The sequence below is a fragment of the Pseudomonas putida group bacterium ESBL64 genome, from assembly GCF_045277175.1.
GTDB lineage: Bacteria > Pseudomonadota > Gammaproteobacteria > Pseudomonadales > Pseudomonadaceae > Aquipseudomonas > Aquipseudomonas alloputida.
Genome location: NZ_CP145799.1, coordinates 3040036 through 3058963, shown reverse-complemented (window position 1 = coordinate 3058963; position 18928 = coordinate 3040036). Strand labels below are relative to the sequence as shown.

The following is an 18928-nucleotide window of genomic DNA, read 5'->3' as shown; positions in this document are numbered from 1 at the left end:
GCTTGCCCGCGAAGAGGCCGTTACAGGCGACGAAAATCTTCCCTGCGGCTATGGCAGCCACTGGCGACTCGGCCTAGGATACGCCGCATGTGGATAGGGAGTGTTTTCATGCGTAAGTCTTTTGTCGTCAGCCTACTGAGTGCTGGCATCCTGCTGGCCGGCTGCCAGGCGGTGAATACCACCAGCGGCGGTGCTGTTGGCGTCGAGCGCCAGCAGTACATGTTCAGCATGCTCTCGACCGATGAGGTCAACCAGATGTACGCGCAGTCGTATCAGCAGACCCTGGGTGAAGCATCGAGCAAGGGTGTGCTCGACAAGTCCAGCGCCGATGCCAAGCGTGTGCAGGCCATTGCCAACCGCCTGATCGCCCAGGCGCCCAAATTCCGCCCGGATGCCGCGCAGTGGGACTGGCAAGTCAACGTGATCAAGAGTGACGAACTGAACGCCAACTGCGGCCCGGGCGGCAAGATCATCGTCTACACCGGGCTGATCGATCAGCTCAAGCTCACCGATGCGGAAATTGCCGCAGTGGTGGGGCACGAGATTGCCCACGCCTTGCGCGAGCATAGCCGCGAGGCCATGTCCAAGGCATACGGTGTGGAAATGGCTCGCCAGGGTGCCGGTGCCATCTTCGGCCTCGGCCAGAGCAGCATGGCCATGGCCGACACGGTGGTGAACTACGCCATGACCTTGCCCAACAGCCGGGCCAACGAAAACGAGGCCGACCTGATTGGCCTGGAGCTTTCGGCCCGTGCCGGCTACGACCCGAATGCAGCGATTACCTTGTGGAACAAGATGAGCAAGGCTTCCGAAGGTGCACCGCCTGAGTTCATGAGTACTCACCCGGCGTCCGCGAGCCGCATTGCTTCGCTGCAGGCGGCGATTCCGAAGGTGATGCCGCTGTATCAGGCTGCCGCCAAGCAGTAAATGCCTGAATCCTGGGGCTGCATGGCAGCCCCCGGTTTTCCCTTTATCCAATCCAGCCACTGGCCTTCATTGCCGAATAGACGGCCACGATCGCCAGTACGAAGAACGCCGTTGCCGCCAGGCGGCGAATCAGCGTCAACGGCAGTTTGTCAGCCGCGAAGTTACCCGCCAGTACCACCGGCACGTTGGCAATCAGCATACCCAGGGTAGTGCCGATAATGACCATGATCAGGTGCGGATACTGCGCAGCCAGCATCACGGTGGCGACCTGGGTCTTGTCACCGATTTCGGCCAGGAAGAACGCAATCAGTGTCGTCAGGAACGGCCCGAAACGGCGAGCCGGGTTCTCGTCGTCATCCATCTTGTCCGGTACCAGGGTCCACAGTGCGGTGGCGGTAAAGCTCGCGGCCAGGATCCAGTGCAGTGCCGAATCGCTGAAGAAGCTGCCGACCCAAGCCCCCACGGCACCGGCTGCGGCATGGTTGGCCAAGGTGGCGGCGATGATGCCGGCGATGATCGGCCAGGGTTTGCGGAAGCGGGCAGCGAGAATGAGTGCGAGCAGTTGCGTCTTGTCGCCGATCTCGGCCAGGGCAACGATAGCGGTGGGGACCAACAGTGATTCCAGCATCAGGATTCCTACGGGGGCGGGTCGACACGGCTATGACACGTACAGCCTCCCCGCCCCGGGTAAGGTGTGCGTGTCATAGGTCTTGTCAAACCCTCGATCCGTCTATGCGGATCTCGCCATGCAGGCGTGCATGGTGGGTCGCACGCGCCATGGTCTGTGGACCAAGTATGTTGACGCGTACCGGGCGAGCTGGGTGCTCGCGGGAGACTACTCCCCTAGGACGGTGCGGATTCTGCCTAGACAAAACGCTTTCGGCAAGCGCTGTTTTTTATCCGCGAGTTGCCTGGTAGATGCGGAAACCGTCGGCCTCGTCACGTACCTGGCAGTTGCCCAATGCCCCTTCGATCAGTGGCTGGTAGCGCAGGAAACTGTTGGCCACCAAGCGCATTTCGCCACCTTTTCGCAGATGAACGGCGGATTTTTTCAGCAAGTTTTCCGAAGCCTGATAGTTGGTATGAACGCCGGTGTGGAATGGCGGGTTGCTCAGGATAAGGCTCAGTTCGGTAGGGGCGGCGTCGATGCCATCGCCACTGATCACTTCGCCTTCCAGGCCGTTGGCAGCCAGCGTCAGGCGGCTGGCGGCCACGGCGAAGGCATCCACGTCCAGCAAGGTCACCCGGCTTTGTGGGTAACGGCGTTTGAGCGTGGCCCCCAGTACCCCGGCACCGCAGCCAAAGTCCAGCATGTGACCACCGGGCAGGCCGTCAAGATGCTTCAGTAGCAGGGCGGTACCTCGGTCGAGTCGGCCATGGCTGAATACCCCTGGCAGGCTGACCACCTGCAGCGGGCCGTCTTCCAGGTCCAGCTCGAAGCGCTCGGCCAGGCTTTCCAGCGGTTTTGCCTGCGGCGCCTGGTCGATGGTCACTTGCCACAGCTGGCAGTGTCGGGCGCTGTCGAGTTTGCGTGGCTTGCCAAAGGCCTGCAGCTGCTTGGCCGCGCCCTCGATGCCTCCGCGCTTCTCGCCGACCAGGTACAGCTCGCGGCCAGCCAGGCGCGATGCCAGGGCGTTGAGCAGATAGGCGGCCAGCTCGCGGGATTTGGGCAGGAACAGCACGGCGCTGTCGAATGCTGCTTCAGGGGCCTCGACGCCGTAGTGGCTGCGGCCTGCGAAGCGGCTTTCGAGCATGGCCTGATCGCCGGCATGCCAGGTCCAGGCCTGGGCCTGAGGCAACTGGCCGAGCAGGTCGTCGGCGGGGGCGCCGGCGATCAGCAGCGGCCCCTGAAACAGCTCTGCCTGACGGAGCAACACTTCACTGCGCGGGTCCATGGACGACGTCTCCTGGAAAAAGTGGCGCAGTGTAGCAGAGGCGGGCGCCTGGCTCAGCTGACCACGCGGCGTGGCTGCCCGGCGAAGAAGGCCTGGGCGTTCTCGCTGAGCTGGCCGACGATGCGCTGGCGCGACTCCACGGCACCCCAGGCGCTGTGCGGGGTGATGATCAGGCGCGGGATGCCGGGCTCCAGCAGCGGGTTACCGTTGACCGGCGGTTCCACGCTCAGCACGTCGGTGGCCACGCCGCCCAAGTGACCACCGCGCAGGGCATCGGCCAACGCCTGTTCGTCGATCAGGCCGCCACGGGCGGTGTTGACCACCAGCGCGTTGGGCTTGAGCAGGGCCAGTTCGCGGGCGCCGAGCATATGCCGGGTGTGCTCGTTCAGCGGGCAGTGCAGGGTCAGGGCATCGACTTGCGGCAGCAACTCGTCCAGCGGCAGCCGGTCGGCGCGCTCCGGGCGGCCAGGGATCTGCCCGCTCAGCACACGCATACCGAAGGCTTCGGCCAGCCTCGCCACTGCGCCGCCCAGTTCACCGTGGCCGAGCAGGCCGAGGGTTTTGCCCTCCAGTTCGACGATAGGAAAGTCCAGCAGGCAGAACTGGCTGGCCTTGGCCCACTGGCCATCGGCCACCGCCTGGTTGTAGTCGCACAGCCGAGTGGCCAGGGCCAACAGCAGGGCCAGGGTATGCTGGGCGACAGACGGCGTGCCGTAGCCCTGGCAGTTACACACGGTGATGCCCTGGGCGCGGGCGGCGGCCAGGTCGACATTGTTGGTGCCGGTGGCGGCCACCAGGATCAGCTTTAGTTGCGGGTTGGCGGCCAGGGTAGCGGCGTCGAGCATGACTTTGTTGCTGACCACTGCCACGGCGCCCTGCAAGCGTTCCGCGACCTGGTCCGGGCGGGTGGCGGCGAACAGTTCGAACTGGTCGAACTGCTGCTTCAGGGGCGAAAGGTCGAGGTCGCCAAGGTCCAGGGACTGGTGATCGAGAAACACGGCGCGACGCGGGCTGGGCATGAAGATCTCCGGTGGCAGGGGGGATAAGGGTGTTGTGGCCATTTGCGGGCATGCCCGCACCCACAAGGTCACCACAACCCTTGCAGGAGCGGGCTTGCCGGCGAAGAGGCCCTCGGCTTCAGCACCAACCTGAAGCCGCCGCCGCAGTGTCTAGCTCAACCTTGCTGCCCGTCAACGCCCGCCACTCATACCTCTGCCACGCAAATCATTCCTTCGGCTGATTTGGCCGTCACATTGGCGAACTACAGTAAACCCAGACTTGTCCGGCCCGCTTTTCAGAAAAGGGATCCCCATGTTGCAGACACGCATCATCAAGCCCGCCGAGGGCGCCTATGCCTATCCATTGCTGATCAAGCGCCTGCTGATGTCCGGCAGTCGCTATGAAAAGACCCGCGAAATCGTCTACCGCGACCAGATGCGGCTGACGTATCCACAGCTCAACGAGCGCATTGCCCGCCTGGCCAATGTGCTGACCGAGGCCGGGGTCAAGGCCGGTGACACCGTGGCGGTGATGGACTGGGACAGCCATCGCTACCTGGAATGCATGTTCGCCATCCCGATGATCGGCGCTGTGGTGCACACCATCAACGTGCGCCTGTCGCCCGAGCAGATCCTCTACACCATGAACCATGCCGAAGACCGCGTGGTGCTGGTCAACAGCGACTTCGTCGGCCTGTACCAGGCTATCGCCGGGCAGCTGACCACTGTCGACAAGACCTTGCTGCTAACCGATGGCCCGGACAAGACTGCCGAACTGCCCGACCTGATCGGCGAGTATGAGCAGCTGCTGGCTGCCGCCAGCCCGCGCTACGACTTCCCGGATTTCGACGAAAACTCGGTGGCCACTACCTTCTACACCACTGGCACCACCGGTAACCCCAAGGGCGTTTATTTCAGTCACCGCCAGCTGGTGCTACACACCCTGGCCGAGGCCTCGGTCACCGGCAGTATCGACAGCGTGCGCCTGCTGGGCAGCAACGACGTGTACATGCCCATCACCCCGATGTTTCACGTGCATGCCTGGGGCATCCCCTACGCTGCCACCATGCTCGGCATGAAGCAGGTGTACCCGGGGCGCTACGAGCCGGACATGCTGGTCAAGCTTTGGCGTGAAGAGAAGGTCACCTTCTCCCACTGCGTACCGACCATCCTGCAGATGCTGCTCAACTGCCCGAACGCCCAGGGGCAGGACTTCGGCGGCTGGAAGATCATCATCGGCGGCAGCTCGCTCAACCGTTCGCTGTACCAGGCCGCCCTGGCGCGTGGCATCCAGCTGACCGCCGCGTATGGCATGTCGGAAACCTGCCCGCTGATCTCCGCAGCACACCTGAACGATGAACTGCAGGCCGGCAGCGAGGATGAGCGCGTCACTTACCGTATCAAGGCCGGTGTGCCGGTGCCGTTGGTCGAAGCGGCCATCGTCGACGGCGAAGGCAACTTCCTGCCCGCTGATGGTGAAACCCAGGGCGAGCTGGTACTGCGTGCGCCGTGGCTGACCATGGGCTACTTCAAGGAACCGGAGAAGAGCGAGGAGCTGTGGCAGGGCGGCTGGCTGCACACCGGTGACGTCGCCACCCTCGACGGCATGGGCTACATCGACATCCGCGACCGCATCAAGGATGTGATCAAGACCGGTGGCGAGTGGGTTTCCTCGCTCGACCTGGAAGACCTGATCAGCCGCCACCCGGCCGTGCGCGAAGTGGCGGTGGTGGGGGTGGCCGACCCGCAGTGGGGTGAGCGTCCGTTTGCCCTGCTGGTGGTACGTGACGGTCACGATATCGACGCCAAGGCGCTGAAGGAACACCTCAAGCCATTCGTCGAGCAAGGTCATATCAACAAGTGGGCGATTCCAAGCCAGATCGCCCTTGTTACTGAAATTCCCAAGACCAGTGTCGGCAAGCTCGACAAGAAACGCATCCGCCAGGACATCGTCCAGTGGCAGGCCAGCAACAGCGCGTTCCTTTCCACGTTGTAACTGTTGTGCGGGTCGCGCACGTCAGAGCGTGACCCGCACGCTAGAGAGCCCGCCGCCTTGCCAAACGACAGAAATGCGCCATCCTTGAGCACTACCAGCCCGCAACCGGAGCAAAACTGCAGCGAGTTGGTGGCATGGAGCGCAAATCACACTTTAGAGGGATCAAGCGCCTGTGCCTGCTGGCTATAGTCGGGGCCAGGGGATTTTCAGGAATGGGGGAGGGCGACATGCGCAAGCTGTGTCGCCGCGGGTGCAAGCCTGCAAACCGGTCGCTCGGGCCGTTCTTGAAAGGACTCACTGCCATAACAAAAAAGTACATGGAGTAGCGTCGATGAAATCTGCAAACCTGTTCTGGCGCCGGGCCAAGCTGCCCTTGGCCGTCAGCCTTGCTTCCACGCTCGCAAGTCCTGCTTTCGCTGTCAGTTTCAACATTGGTGAAATCGAAGGCCAGTTCGACTCGTCGCTCTCCATCGGCGCCAGCTGGTCGACGGCCAACCCCAACAAGAACCTGATAGGGGTGAACAACGGCGGCAAGGGCCTGTCACAGACATCCGACGATGGCCACCTGAACTTCAAGAAGGGCGAAACCTTCTCCAAGATCTTCAAGGGCATTCATGACCTGGAGCTCAAGTACGGCGACACCGGTGTGTTCGTGCGCGGCAAGTACTGGTACGACTTCGAACTGAAGGACGAAAACCGCGAGTTCAAGGACATCAGCGACTCCAACCGCAAGGAAGGCGCCAAGTCGTCCGGCGCCGAGCTGCTCGACGCCTTTGTCTACCACAACTACTCCATCGGCGATCAGCCTGGCTCGGTGCGGTTTGGCAAGCAGGTAGTGAGCTGGGGTGAAAGTACCTTCATCGGCGGCGGCATCAACTCGATCAACCCCATCGACGTGTCGGCGTTCCGCCGCCCCGGGGCCGAGATCAAGGAAGGCCTGATTCCCGTCAACATGTTCTACATCTCGCAGAGCCTGACCGACAACCTGTCGGCCGAGGCCTTCTACCAGATCGAATGGGACCAGACGGTCGTCGACAACTGCGGCACCTTCTTCTCCCAGCCGGACATCATTGCCGATGGTTGCAGTGACAATCTGCGGGTGTTGAACAGTAGCAGGGCGTTGTCGCCCCAGGCGCTTGCCGGTTTGTCGGCATTTGGTGTGGACGTGAACAGCGAGGGTGTGAAAGTACCGCGTGGCGCCGACCGCGATGCGCGTGACAGCGGCCAGTTCGGCGTCGCGTTCCGCTACATGTTCGAGCCGCTGGATACCGAGTTCGGTGCCTACTTCATGAACTACCATAGCCGGGCACCGATCTTCAGTGCTACCGGGGCGCCGCAGGCGCTGTTCAACCTGGTGAACAACCCACTCGCGTCACCTGCGGTACGAGCGCTGGCGCCGTTGATCATTGCAGGCAACTCCCAGTACTTCGTCGAGTATCCGGAAGACATCCGTCTGTACGGGCTGAGCTTCTCCACCACATTGCCTACTGGCACGGCCTGGAGCGGCGAACTTAGCTACCGCCCTAACGCTCCAGTGCAACTCAACTCCACAGATATTCTGTTTGCCGGTGTAAGGCCGATCGATAGAGCGCCCTACAACAATGCCTCGGTGCTGACTGGCACTCCAGGACAAGACCTGCACGGCTACCGGCGCAAGGAGGTCACCCAGTTCCAGACTACCTTCACACACTTCTTCGACCAGGTCATGGGTGCCAGCCGCCTTACCGTGGTCGGCGAAGTCGGCGTTACCCATGTGGGTGGGCTGGAAAGCAACAGCAAGGCGCGCTACGGGCGTGACCCGGTCTATGGCCCGGGCCCATTGCCAAACGGCACCTGCGCCACTCTCAACGGTGCCACCATCGTCGGTTCGGGGCTTGGCTCCTCAACCGCGAACCTTGATCGCAACTGCGAAAACGACGGCTTTACCACCTCGACCTCCTGGGGCTACCGCGCCCGTGCCATCTGGGACTACAACGACGTATTCGCCGGGGTCAACCTCAAACCAAGCGTGGCCTGGTCCCATGATGTCTCCGGCTACTCGCCCGGCCCTGGCGGCAACTTCGAGGAAGGCCGCAAGGCAGTCAGCCTGGGCCTGGACGCCGAGTACCAGAACACCTACACGGCGAGCCTGTCGTACACCAACTTCTTTGACGGCAAGTACACCACCGTGGATGACCGCGACTTCGTCGCCCTCAGCTTCGGCGTGAACTTCTAAGCATACAGATCCAGGACGACACGACATGAACAAGACCAGAAGTCTGCTGCAAGCCGGTGTGCTGGGCCTGTCCCTGCTGGCGACCAGCGTCATGGCAGCCGTATCCGCCGACGAGGCGGCCAAGCTGGGCAGCACCCTGACCCCGATGGGTGCCGAGAAGGCCGGCAACGCCGACGGCTCCATCGGCCCGTGGGAGCCGCTGTCGAAGACCGCAGGCAGTGTTGACGGCAAGGGCTTCCTGTCCGACCCGTACGGCAGTGAAAAGCCGCTGTTCACCATCACTGCGCAAAACGCCGAGCAGTACAAGGACAAGCTTTCGCCGGGCCAGCTGGCCATGCTCAAGCGCTACCCGGACACCTTCAAGATCCCAGTATTCAAAACCCATCGCGGCTCCACGGTACCTGCGGACGTGTTCGCCGCCATCAAGAAAAACGCCACCCAGACCACGCTGACGGAAGGCGGCAACGGTTTGAACAACTTCAACACGGCGGTGCCGTTCCCGATCCCGAAAAGCGGCCTGGAAGTGATCTGGAACCATATCACCCGTTACCGAGGGGGCAGTGTCAGCCGCTTGGTGATCCAGGCCACGCCACAGCAGAACGGCTCTTTCAGCCCGGTTTACTTCTCCGACCAGTTCGTCTTCCGCGACAAGATGAAGGATTACGACCCGAACAACCCAGGCAACATCCTGTTCTACTTCAAGCAGGAAGTGACCGCGCCAGCGCGCCTGGCCGGGACCGTGCTGCTGGTGCACGAAACCCTCGACCAGGTGAAGGAGCCGCGCAAGGCGTGGATCTACAACGCCGGCCAGCGTCGCGTTCGCCAGGCGCCGCAAGTGTCGTATGACGGCCCGGGTACCGCCGCCGACGGCCTGCGTACCTCGGACAACCTGGACATGTTCAACGGTGCGCCAGACCGCTACGACTGGAAGCTGGAAGGCAAGAAGGAGCTGTACATCGCATCGAACGCCTTCAAACTGGATGATCCGAAGCTCAAGTATGCCGACATCATCAAGGCTGGGCACATCAACCAGGACCTGGCCCGTTACGAGTTGCGCCGCGTCTGGCACGTAGTCGCAACCCTCAAGCCAGGCCAGCGGCACATCTACGCCAAGCGTGATTTCTACATCGATGAGGACACCTGGCAGGCCGCAGTGATCGACCAGTACGACGGCCGTGGCCAACTGTGGCGCGTGTCCGAGGCCCATGCTCAGCCTTATTACAACGTGGAAGTGCCTTGGTACACCCTGGAAACCATCTACGACCTGCAGTCCGGTCGTTACCTGGCCCTGGGCATGAAGAACGAAGAGAAGCGCGCTTACGACTTTGGCTTCAGTGCCAGCAAGGCCGATTTCCAGCCTGCAGCGCTGCGTCAGTCGGGTATTCGCTAAGCTGAAATCACTGAACGCCGTGTGATCCCCAGAACGCCCCGGCTCGCCGGGGCGTTTCTATTTCCTGAACCGGCCTCTTCGCGGGCGAACCCGCTCCTACAGGCTCCGCGCAGCCCTGTAGAAGCGGGTTCACCCACGAAGTGGCCGGACAACGCAATAAGCCGCCTGAATACCTCCCCAAACCCCCGCCCCAGCCCCTGTCCATCAGCCATGTTGCTTTTTGTCGCAGTCTTTTCCATGCCAATTGCGTCCATCATCTTCAAATGCGCAGCGTTAACGGCTAGTCTCGCAAACATCCATACCGCCGTTGTCTTCCAACCAGAACGAGCCGGCCATGACAGATCTGTCCCGTACGCATGGATTCGCGAGTCAGGCCCTTGGCCTGCGGGACGGGCGTTTCTTCCGGCCGCCGCTGCCGGATGGCCATGTGCAGCGCCTGCGTTTGTGCCAGCGGCTGGAAGCCGGTTTGGGCGGGCGGCTGCTGCTGGTCAATGCCCCGGCAGGTTTCGGCAAAAGCTCCCTGGCCATCGAGTTTTGCGAAACACTGCCCGAGCACTGGCGTAGCCTGTGGCTTGGCCTGAGCCAGCGGGACGCCGACCCTGGCCGCTTCCTTGAGCGCTTGCTTGAAGGCCTGCAGCAATACTGCCCGGCACTGGGCGGCCAGGCCATGGGCCTGCTGAAAATGCGCCAGCGCCATCAGCCGTTTGCCTTTGAAGAGTGGCTCGACGGCCTGCTCGATGAGCTGGCGCTGTACCTGCAAGCTGATACGCCGCTGCTGCTGGTACTGGACGACTATCACCTGGCCCAAGGGCCGGTGCTTGACCGTTGCCTGCAGTTCTTCCTCAATCATCTGCCACCCGGCCTGGTGTTGCTGGTGACCAGCCGCCAGCGGCCAGACTGGCACCTGGCGCGGCTGCGCCTGTCCCGGCAGTTGGTCGAGCTTAACGAACAGGACCTGCGCCTCACTGCGGATGAGTCGTTGGCAGTGATCGGTCGCCAGCCTACCGGCCTGCGCGGCCAGGCACTGGACAACCTGATCCAGCGCAGCGACGGCTGGGTCGCCGGGCTGCGTTTCTGGCAGCTGGCGGCCAGCGACAGCGCCGACGAGCAAGCCTTGCCCCAGGCGCTGCATGGTGGCGAGGGACTGATCCGCGACTACCTGCTTGAAGAAGTCATCGATAGGCTACCTGCAGACGTGCAGGCTTTCTTGTACGAAACCGCCTGCCAGGAGCGTTTCTGCGCTCCGCTTTGCGATGCGATGCGTGGCCGCCACGACAGTGCCGCCGTCCTGAGCTTCCTGCAGGCGCATCAGGTGTTCCTTGTGCCGCTGGACGAGCATGGGCACTGGTTCCGCTATCACCATTTGTTCTCCGACCTGCTGCGTAGCCGACAGGCGAGCGAATCGCAGGTCGCTCTGCATTTGCGGGCCTGCCGCTGGTTTGAAGCTCAGGACCTGCTGGACGAGGCGGTGGAGCAGGCTTTGCGTGCCGGCCACCTCGATGTTGCCGCCGACCTGGTGCAAAGTCTGTCCGAGGAGCAACTGCTGGCCGAGCAGAACGTCGGCATGTTGCTGCGTTGGAAGATGGACCTGCCCGACAGTCTGTTGATCAGCACGCCGCGGCTGATCGTGCTGTACAGCTGGGCGTTGGGCCTGGCTTGCCAGCTGGATGCTGCCGAGGAACTGGCCGGTTACCTCAGTCGCTTTCTGCCCGCGCCTTCGGCGACCGCGCAAAAGTCGATGCTGGCCCAATGGCTGGCACTCAGTGGGGTCATTGCCCGTGGCCGTGGCGACCGCGAGCGCACCCTGGCCTATTGCGGCGAAGCGCTGCAGAGCCTGCCGAGCAAGCGCTACGGCCAACGCCTGGTGTGTTTGTCGACGCTGTCCAACCTGGCCATTGCCGATGGCGACTTCTGGCGGGCCCGAGGCTGGAACCGCGAGGCCCTGGAGCTGGCCCAGCGGGTCGGTAACCCCTTGTTCGAGGCGCTGGCGCATTACGACCGGGCGCGGGTGCTGCATGCCCGTGGCGAGGTGCTGCGCGCGCTGGACGAAGTGCGCCAGGGCCTGCAACGTCTGCAAGGGCTTTCGGCGCAGCGGCTGTATGCCGTGCGTGCGCGGTTGACGCTTTACGAAGGTTACCTGCTGGTCTCGCGTCTGCAGCCGGCTCAGGGCCGCGCGCGTTTGCGCGCCGGGCTGGGTGAGGCGCGAGCGTGCCGGGACATCAGTGTGCTCATCGGTCATTGCGTGATTGCCACGCTCGATGGCCGGGAAGGTCACTTTGCCGAGGCCTTTGCCGAACTGGCTGAGGCCGAGCGCTTGATGCACATCTGGGATGTGCCCCCGGTCTACTACCTGGCCATGATTACCCTGGTCAAATGCGAACTGTGGCTGGCCCAGGGGCGTACCGACCTGGCGGAGTCCTGGCTGCAGCGCCTGGGCCAGACCTATGGCGGCGAGCAGCCGGCGGCGGCACCGGAATTCCATCCGCTGCTGCCGTTGCACATTGCGTTGCAGCAGGCATCGCTCGATCGCATCCAGTTGCGTAGCGACGATGCCGTGCAACGCCTGGCATGCCTGGTAAAGCGCGGCCAGGCCAGTGGCGGCATGATGCTCGCCGTCAGCGCCCTGTGCCAATGGCTCTCCCTGCTGTTGGACGAAGGCAAGGAAGGGCAGGCCGCGCAGTTGCTGCCAAGTTTGCTGGAAGCGGCGCATGGCGGTGTGATGCAGCCAATGCAGCCACTGCTGGAAAAACACCCGCAATGGCTTCATGAACAACTGCAGGCAGGTGCCGCTTGCCCGGTTCAGGCGGAACTGCTCAAGCACCTGCCGCCACTGCCAATTGCCAGTACGGGCAACGGCGAAGCGCTGAGTGGCCGCGAAATGGCTGTGCTCGAACTGATTGCCCAAGGCTGTTCCAATCAGCAGATCAGCGAGCAGCTGTTCATTTCCCTGCACACGGTGAAGACCCACGCCAGCCACATCAACAGCAAGTTGGGCGTGGAGCGGCGCACCCAGGCGGTGGCCAAGGCCAAATCCCTGGGGTTGCTGGCGTGATACTGGCCCTGCAGGTCATTGCTCGTTAAAGTGATGGCCTGAAGCCATAGTTTTTGGCCGACAATGCTCTACCCTCATCTTTCCCGACCAGCTGCCGATACAGCGATCGGTGGCATCGCCTCGCGCGATTTTTCAATCATTCCAAGGCAGGTCGTGTTGATGCTGCAGTACGGGCAAAAGAGCTTTCTGATCGTCGACGACTTTACCGACTTTCGTACGTCGACCCGTTCCATGTTGCGCGAGTTGGGCGTGCGCGACGTGGACACCGCTGACAGCGGCGAGCAGGCGCTGCGCATGTGCGCGCAGAAGCGCTATGACTTCATCCTGCAGGACTTCCATCTGGGCGATGGCAAGAAGAACGGGCAGCAGGTGCTTGAAGACCTGATCATCGACAAGCACATCAGCCATGAGTGCGTGTTCATCATGGTCACTGCCGAGAGCAGTCAGGCGATTGTCCTTAGCGCCATCGAGCACGAGCCCGATGCCTACCTGACCAAACCGTTCAACCGGGTTGGCCTGGCCCAGCGCGTCGAGAAACTGTTCCAGCGCAAGACGTTGCTAAAACCGATCCTGCAGGCGCTGGACCGCAACCGTCCGGCCGAAGTACTGGCGGCCTGCGCCGAGCTGTGCAAGAAGGATCCGCGCCTGGCGCCCTTGTGCTTGCGCTACCGGGCCGATGCCCTGCGCAACCTCAACCGTTTCGAGGAACTGGAAAAATTCCTCAAGGCCATCCTGGCCAGCCGTCCGCAGCCGTGGGTATATGCCGCGTTGGGCGCACTGATGCACAAGCGTGGTCAGAATGCCCAGGCCCAGGGTGTATACGAGCAGGCGCTCAAGGCGTTCCCGATCATGCCAGGCCTTTACGATGGCATGGCCGAGGTGCTGGTGGCGCAGGGTGATACCCGGCGCGCGCAGAACTTGCTTGAAGAAGCCGTGCGCCTGTCGCCTTTGTCGGTGCGTCGGCAGTCGACGCTGGGCAAGCTGGCGCTGGAGAACGAAGACTTCGAGAGCGCATCGAAGGCGTTCCGCCATGCGGTGAACCAGGGGCAGAGTTCGCGCTACAAGGATGCCGAAAACAACCTTGGCCTGGTGCAGGCGCTGATGAGCAAGAATGCAGGCTTCGGCCTGGACGCCCGCACCCGGGTCGAGATCAACACCACGCTCAGCGAAGTGGCCAAGGAAAACCCCGAGGACCAAGGCCTGCAGGTACGTGCGCGGATGATGAAGGCTGCCAGCCTGCAGCAGGCCGGCGACCCGGAAACGGCCGGCAAGCTGACAGGACAGGCGATTCAGCGCCTGGACAAGATGAACCAGTTCTTCTCTGTCGATTCGGCCCTGACTGTCGCTGCGCAACTGCAGGCGATGGGGCAGGAAGCCGCCGCCATCGGCGTGCTGAAGAACTGCGTGGAAAGTTATGGCGATGACCCCAAGGTCATGGAGAAAGTGGGCAAGCTGACGGATGACCCCAGCGTGCTCAACGCCATTACCGAAGCGGTCACCCTCAATCGGCAGGGTGTGCGCAGTTACCAGGGAGGGCAGCTTGGCGAGGCGTTGCAACTGTTCCGAAAGGCATTGGGTTTACAGCCGAAGAACATCAGCATCGCCCTCAATACCGCCCAGGCGCTGCTGCGCATCGGCGGTGACAACCCTCAGCCTGCGATCATGCAGGAGTGCCGCGACGCCTTGACCAGCGTGGCCGGTATCCCTGCCAGCGACAATCGCTATGACCGTTACCGCAAACTGCACATCCGAGTGTTCGGCGCATGAATCAAGACAATCAGGGGCTGGATTTTTCCACGGTGATCGCCTCCACCGTGCACGACCTCAAAAGTTCGTTGTCGGCGCTGATCCAGTCCCACAGCCAGTGGGTGGAACGCTTGCCCGAGGAACTGCGCGGCGGTGCCGAACAGGGGATCATGGAGCATGAATTTCGTCACCTCAACGGCATGCTGGTGCAGTTGCTGGGCTTGTACAAACTGGGTGTGAACCAGTTGCCGGTATGCCCGGACTACCATGAGCTGGATGATTTCATCGAAGCCCAGCTGGCGGCGCACGAGGAAGTACTCAAGCACAACGACATTCTCGCCACCTGGCGTATCGACACCGACAACCCGCTGGGTTTCTTCGACCGCGAACTGGTGGCCTCGGTAATCGCCAACGTCATCACCAACGCCACCCGCTTTGCCGGGCACGCCTTGCTGATCACCATCGAAGAGGCCGACAACCAGTTGGCCATTTGCGTCAACGATGACGGCCCGGGTTATCCAAAGCACATGCTCGAGCGCCAGGAGGATTACATCCAGGGCATCGACTCGACCAGCGGCAGTACCGGCCTTGGGTTGTATTTTGCGGCGCGGATCGCAGCGTTGCATGAAAGCGGCGGGGTGCGCGGGCGGATCGAGATCTCCAACGGCGGGGCGCTTGGGGGCGGGTTGTTCAGGTTGTTTTTGCCTTGAGGTATTGGGTGCCTGGGCGATCGAGCGCCGCCCGCGCGGCGCATCGCGAGCAAGCTCGCTCCTACATTTGTTTCGGGTCAGTATTGCCTGCACCCTCGCGCGCGACCGCCTTGTTTGTTCCACGCAATATCGAGGTGGGCACCAAGGTGGCGCGCACCTCCGCCTCAGGAATAACTGGCCCGAAACAAATGTAGGAGCGAGCTTGCTCGCGATGCGCCGCGCGGGCGGCGCTCGAGCTCACAGGCGCCACTTCGCTCAAGACATGAACCTCGTGCACCCACCCCATTTTCCTGTCAGGCTCCCAGCAGAACCCAGCTTCACCTGCGAGAACACCATGACCCAAGCCCCGCCTGCTCTCATCCGCGAAACCTTCCCCGTCGGCCCCTTGCAGTGCAACTGCACGCTGATCGGCGACCCCCTGACCAAGAAAGCCATGGTCGTCGACCCGGGTGGTGATGTGGACAAGATCCTTGCCCGCCTGCAGGTCCACGGCCTGACGCTGGTGAGCATCATCCACACCCATGCGCACTTCGACCACTTCCTCGCGTCAGGCAAGCTCAAGGAGCTGACGGGTGCCACGCTGCACCTGCACAAGGACGACCAGATGCTGTGGGACAACCTTGAGATGCAGTGCCAGATGTTCGGCGTACCTTACACCCCGGTACCGGCACCGGACCGCTGGCTGGGCGATGACGAAGAACTGGCCTGCGGCTGCGGTGTGGCGTTGCACACGCCAGGCCATACCCCGGGCTCGATGAGCTTTTGGTTCGCCGACGCCAAGTTGTTGATTGCCGGTGACACCCTGTTCCGCCGGGGGATTGGCCGCACCGATTTGTGGGGTGGCGACCAGCGGGCAATCGTGCGTTCCATCAAGGAGCGGCTGTACCGGCTGGACGAAGAGGCCATCGTGGTGACCGGCCACGGGCCCGACACCCGTTTGGGCGACGAGATGCGGGAAAACCCATTCGTGCGTGCCTGATGGCACATGAAGGCACTTTCATGGAATTTTTCGTTGCCGATGCGTTCCAAGGCTGGCATAGAACCCTTTGGGATCTGCCGCATTTATGAATTTCAGTAGGAGCTTGTCCATGTTCACCATGCGTCGTCTGATTATCGTCGCAACCGCCGCTGCACTGATGACCGGCTGTGCCGGCCAGAACCCCTACGACAACCAGGGTCAGGCGCAGGGCTCCACAGGGATGAGCAAGACCGCCAAGTACGGCGGCCTGGGGGCGCTGGCCGGTGCCATCGCCGGCGCTGCCATCGACCACAACAACCGTGGCAAGGGTGCACTGATCGGTGCTGCCGCTGTGGGTGCCGCTGCAGCCGGTTATGGCTATTACGCCGACAAGCAGGAAGCCGAGCTGCGCGCGCAAATGGCCAACACAGGTGTGGAAGTGCAGCGTCAGGGTGACCAGATCAAGCTGATCATGCCGGGCAACATCACCTTCGCCACCGACTCGGCCAACATCGCCCCAAGCTTCTACTCGCCGCTGAACAACCTGGCTGGCTCGTTCAAGCAATTCAACCAGAACACCATCGAAGTGGTTGGCTTCACCGACAGCACGGGCAGCCGCCAGCACAACATGGACCTGTCCCAGCGCCGTGCGCAGGCGGTCAGTACCTACCTGACTTCGCAGGGTGTGGATGCCTCGCGTATCTCTGTCCGTGGCATGGGCCCGGACCAGCCGATCGCCAGCAATGCTGACGCCAATGGTCGTGCGCAGAACCGCCGTGTGGAAGTGAACCTGAAGCCGATTCCGGGTCAGCAGTATGAGCAGCAAGGTCAGGTTCAGCAGTATCCCTGATTGACCTTCAGGGCTGCTTTGCGGCTCTGTGGGAGCGGGCAATCCCGCTCCCACAAAGCTTGCAAAGAAGCCTCTGCTTTTAGCGCGCCACGCTGGCCTGAATCGCCGTCAGGGCAATGGTATGCACGATATCGTCAACCTGCGCCCCACGCGGCAAGTCGTTCACCGGTTTGCGCAAACCCTGCAGCATCGGCCCCAGGCTGACCCCGTCGGCACTGCGCTGCACCGCCTTGTGGGTCGTATTGCCGGTATTCAGGTCGGGGAACACGAACACCGTGGCGCGCCCGGCCACCGGGCTCGCCGGCGCCAGCTCTCGTGCGATCGCCGGGTTGGCCGCTGCGTCATACTGCAACGGCCCATCGATCAGTAGCTCCTGGGCCGCGTCCTGTGCCAGGCGTGTCGCTTCGCGCACTTTCTCGACTTCTTCATCGCTGGCCGAATCGCTTGAATAACTGATCATCGCCACCCGTGGCGCGATGCCGAAGGCCTGCGCCGATTCGGCACTCTGCTGGGCAATCTCCGCCAGCTCGGCAGCGCTTGGGTGCGGGTTCATCACGCAGTCGCCGTACACCAGTACCTGCTCGGGGAACAGCATGAAGAACACCGACGAGACCAGGCTCGAGCCGGGTGCGGTCTTGATCAGCTGCAGGGCCGGGCGGATGGTGTTGGCCGTGGAGTGCACCAGGCCCGAGACCAGGCCGTCTACTTCGTCCAGGGCCAGCATCATGGTGCCGATCACCACCGGGTCTTCCAGCTGCTGCTCGGCCATCGGTGCGTTGAGGTTCTTGCTTTTGCGCAGCTCGACCATGGGTTCCACGTAGCGCCCGCGAATCAGTTCGGGGTCGAGAATCTCCAGCCCCGGCGGCAACGTGATGCCCTGGGCGCGGGCCACGGCGTCGACGTCTTCGGGTTTGGCCAGCAGCACGCAGCGGGCGATACCGCGGGCCTGGCAGATGGCTGCAGCCTGTACCAGCAGTGGCTCGGCGCCTTCTGGCAGGACGATGCGCTTGTTGGCCTGCTGCGCACGCTGAATCAGCTGGTAGCGGAACACTGCCGGCGACAGGCGCAGTTCGCGTGGCGTGCCGCAGCGTTGGTGCAGCCAGGCCGCGTCGAGGTGGCTGGCGACGAAGTCGGTGATGAACTCGGCACGCTCGCGGTCGTCCACCGGGATTTCGCGGTTCAGCGAGTTGAGCTGGTTGGCGGTGTCGTACGAGCCGGTGCTGACCGAAAGGATCGGCAGGCCGGCCTGCAGGGCACCGCGGCACAGGCCGAGGATGCGCACGTCAGGCTTGCTGTCGCTGGTCAGCAGCAAGCCGGCCAGGGGGACGCCATTGATCGCTGCCAGGCTGACAGCGAGGATGATGTCGTCGCGGTCGCCCGGGGTTACCACCAGGGTACCCGAGGTCAGTAGCGGGACCGTGTTGGCCACCGTGCGTGCACAGATGATGATCTTGCTCATCCGCCGCTGCTCGTAATCGCCGGCATTGAGCACCTGGGCGCCGAGCAGCTCGGCCACATCGCGTGTCCGCGGCGCGTTCAGCTCGGGCTGGTAGGGGATGCAGCCAAGCAGGCGGAAGTCATTGCCACGCAGCAATGGCGAGTGCTCGCGCAGGCGGGTGGCGAAGTCCGCCATGCTCTCGTCGGTACGCACCTTGTTGAGGATAACCCCGAGCACTTTCGGGTCGCGTGGGCCGCCAAACAGTTGGGCCTGCAGTTCGACCCGCCCAGACAGCTCGCTGAGCACTTCGTTTTCCGGGGCCGATACCAGGATTACCTCGGCATCCAGGCTCTTGGCCAGGTGCAGGTTGACCCGCGCTGCGTAGCTGGCGTGGCGCGTGGGCACCATTCCCTCGACCACAACCACGTCATTGCCGACGCAGGCTTGCTGGTAGAGGCGGATGATTTCTTCAAGCAGCTCGTCCAGCTGGCCATCGCCGAGCATGCGCTCGACGTGGGCCAGGCTCAGTGGGACCGGTGGCTTGATGCCGTGGGTGCGGGCGACCAGTTCGGTGGAGCGCTCGGGGCCAGTGTCACCCGGGTGGGGCTGGGCGATAGGCTTGAAGAAGCCGACCTTCAGGCCGGCACGCTCCAAGGTGCGCACCAGGCCCAGGCTGATCGAAGTCAGGCCGACACCGAAGTCGGTCGGCGCAATGAAAAATGTCTGCATGCGTGCTTCTCGAAATAAGCGGTG

The 18928-nt window shown here is 62.8% G+C and carries 13 protein-coding genes and 1 riboswitch; of the genes, 9 read left to right on the top strand and 4 right to left on the bottom strand.

Annotation, left to right across the window (positions count from 1 at the left end; all coding sequences use genetic code 11):
• Positions 1-108: 108 nt before the first annotated feature.
• Positions 109-927, top strand: coding sequence for a M48 family metallopeptidase (locus V6093_RS13865; RefSeq protein ID WP_003247344.1), 819 nt, complete (start codon positions 109-111; stop codon positions 925-927).
• A 43-nt stretch (positions 928-970) separates the two neighbouring features.
• Here the strand turns inward: V6093_RS13865 and V6093_RS13860 are convergent, their stop codons facing one another.
• From V6093_RS13860 to V6093_RS13850, 3 genes are all read right to left on the bottom strand, one after another.
• Entirely contained in the window at positions 971-1555 is a 585-nt protein-coding gene (locus tag V6093_RS13860; RefSeq protein ID WP_003247342.1) for a TMEM165/GDT1 family protein, read from the bottom strand.
• Between the two features lie 88 nt (positions 1556-1643).
• A riboswitch (yybP-ykoY riboswitch) is annotated at positions 1644-1783 on the bottom strand.
• 40 nt (positions 1784-1823) lie between these two features.
• Positions 1824-2822 (bottom strand): class I SAM-dependent methyltransferase, encoded by a 999-nt coding sequence (locus tag V6093_RS13855; protein WP_047605066.1) that lies wholly within the window; start codon positions 2820-2822, stop codon positions 1824-1826.
• Between the two features lie 53 nt (positions 2823-2875).
• A complete protein-coding gene (locus tag V6093_RS13850; RefSeq protein ID WP_143999565.1) occupies positions 2876-3841 on the bottom strand; it encodes a 2-hydroxyacid dehydrogenase in 966 nt (321 codons plus the stop codon).
• Between the two features lie 292 nt (positions 3842-4133).
• Between V6093_RS13850 and V6093_RS13845 the strand changes: the two genes are divergently transcribed.
• The 8 genes from V6093_RS13845 to V6093_RS13810 all read left to right on the top strand — a co-directional run bounded on the left by V6093_RS13845 (position 4134) and on the right by V6093_RS13810 (position 16737).
• Positions 4134-5816, top strand: a complete 1683-nt coding sequence (locus V6093_RS13845) for a fatty acid--CoA ligase (protein ID WP_047605064.1) — start codon at positions 4134-4136, stop codon at positions 5814-5816.
• Between the two features lie 331 nt (positions 5817-6147).
• Positions 6148-8031, top strand: coding sequence for a DUF1302 domain-containing protein (locus V6093_RS13840; RefSeq protein ID WP_108078193.1), 1884 nt, complete (start codon positions 6148-6150; stop codon positions 8029-8031).
• Positions 8032-8056: 25 nt separating this feature from the next.
• On the top strand, positions 8057-9421 hold the full coding sequence (locus tag V6093_RS13835; protein WP_003247334.1) for a DUF1329 domain-containing protein: 1365 nt from the start codon (positions 8057-8059) through the stop codon (positions 9419-9421).
• Between the two features lie 334 nt (positions 9422-9755).
• Positions 9756-12473, top strand: a complete 2718-nt coding sequence (locus tag V6093_RS13830) for a LuxR C-terminal-related transcriptional regulator (RefSeq protein ID WP_014859503.1) — start codon at positions 9756-9758, stop codon at positions 12471-12473.
• A 159-nt stretch (positions 12474-12632) separates the two neighbouring features.
• Entirely contained in the window at positions 12633-14240 is a 1608-nt protein-coding gene (locus V6093_RS13825) for a tetratricopeptide repeat-containing response regulator (RefSeq protein WP_265979492.1), read from the top strand.
• The gene (locus V6093_RS13820) at positions 14237-14929 is read left to right on the top strand and encodes a sensor histidine kinase KdpD (RefSeq protein WP_010952009.1); all 693 of its coding nucleotides are present in this window, start codon (positions 14237-14239) and stop codon (positions 14927-14929) included. The genes V6093_RS13825 and V6093_RS13820 overlap by 4 nt, the downstream gene beginning before the upstream one ends.
• A 334-nt stretch (positions 14930-15263) precedes the next feature.
• Positions 15264-15908, top strand: coding sequence for an MBL fold metallo-hydrolase (locus tag V6093_RS13815; protein ID WP_004575872.1), 645 nt, complete (start codon positions 15264-15266; stop codon positions 15906-15908).
• Between the two features lie 109 nt (positions 15909-16017).
• Positions 16018-16737, top strand: a complete 720-nt coding sequence (locus V6093_RS13810; RefSeq protein WP_003247328.1) for an OmpA family protein — start codon at positions 16018-16020, stop codon at positions 16735-16737.
• Between the two features lie 79 nt (positions 16738-16816).
• Here V6093_RS13810 and pta read toward each other — a convergent pair whose 3' ends face one another.
• Positions 16817-18904, bottom strand: coding sequence for a phosphate acetyltransferase (gene pta, locus V6093_RS13805; protein WP_003247327.1), 2088 nt, complete (start codon positions 18902-18904; stop codon positions 16817-16819).
• Positions 18905-18928: the final 24 nt, after the last annotated feature.

Bases quoted from the DNA above. Each gene is read 5' to 3' on its own strand.
- V6093_RS13825 (WP_265979492.1), top strand. From the start codon at position 12,633: ATGCTGCAGTACGGGCAAAAGAGCTTTCTGATCGTCGACGACTTTACC.
- V6093_RS13845 (WP_047605064.1), top strand. From the start codon at position 4,134: ATGTTGCAGACACGCATCATCAAGCCCGCCGAGGGCGCCTATGCCTAT.
- V6093_RS13815 (WP_004575872.1), top strand. From the start codon at position 15,264: ATGACCCAAGCCCCGCCTGCTCTCATCCGCGAAACCTTCCCCGTCGGC.
- V6093_RS13810 (WP_003247328.1), top strand. From the start codon at position 16,018: ATGTTCACCATGCGTCGTCTGATTATCGTCGCAACCGCCGCTGCACTG.
- V6093_RS13830 (WP_014859503.1), top strand. From the start codon at position 9,756: ATGACAGATCTGTCCCGTACGCATGGATTCGCGAGTCAGGCCCTTGGC.
- V6093_RS13865 (WP_003247344.1), top strand. From the start codon at position 109: ATGCGTAAGTCTTTTGTCGTCAGCCTACTGAGTGCTGGCATCCTGCTG.
- V6093_RS13835 (WP_003247334.1), top strand. From the start codon at position 8,057: ATGAACAAGACCAGAAGTCTGCTGCAAGCCGGTGTGCTGGGCCTGTCC.
- V6093_RS13820 (WP_010952009.1), top strand. From the start codon at position 14,237: ATGAATCAAGACAATCAGGGGCTGGATTTTTCCACGGTGATCGCCTCC.
- pta (WP_003247327.1), bottom strand. From the start codon at position 18,904: ATGCAGACATTTTTCATTGCGCCGACCGACTTCGGTGTCGGCCTGACT.
- V6093_RS13855 (WP_047605066.1), bottom strand. From the start codon at position 2,822: ATGGACCCGCGCAGTGAAGTGTTGCTCCGTCAGGCAGAGCTGTTTCAG.
- V6093_RS13850 (WP_143999565.1), bottom strand. From the start codon at position 3,841: ATGCCCAGCCCGCGTCGCGCCGTGTTTCTCGATCACCAGTCCCTGGAC.
- V6093_RS13840 (WP_108078193.1), top strand. From the start codon at position 6,148: ATGAAATCTGCAAACCTGTTCTGGCGCCGGGCCAAGCTGCCCTTGGCC.
- V6093_RS13860 (WP_003247342.1), bottom strand. From the start codon at position 1,555: ATGCTGGAATCACTGTTGGTCCCCACCGCTATCGTTGCCCTGGCCGAG.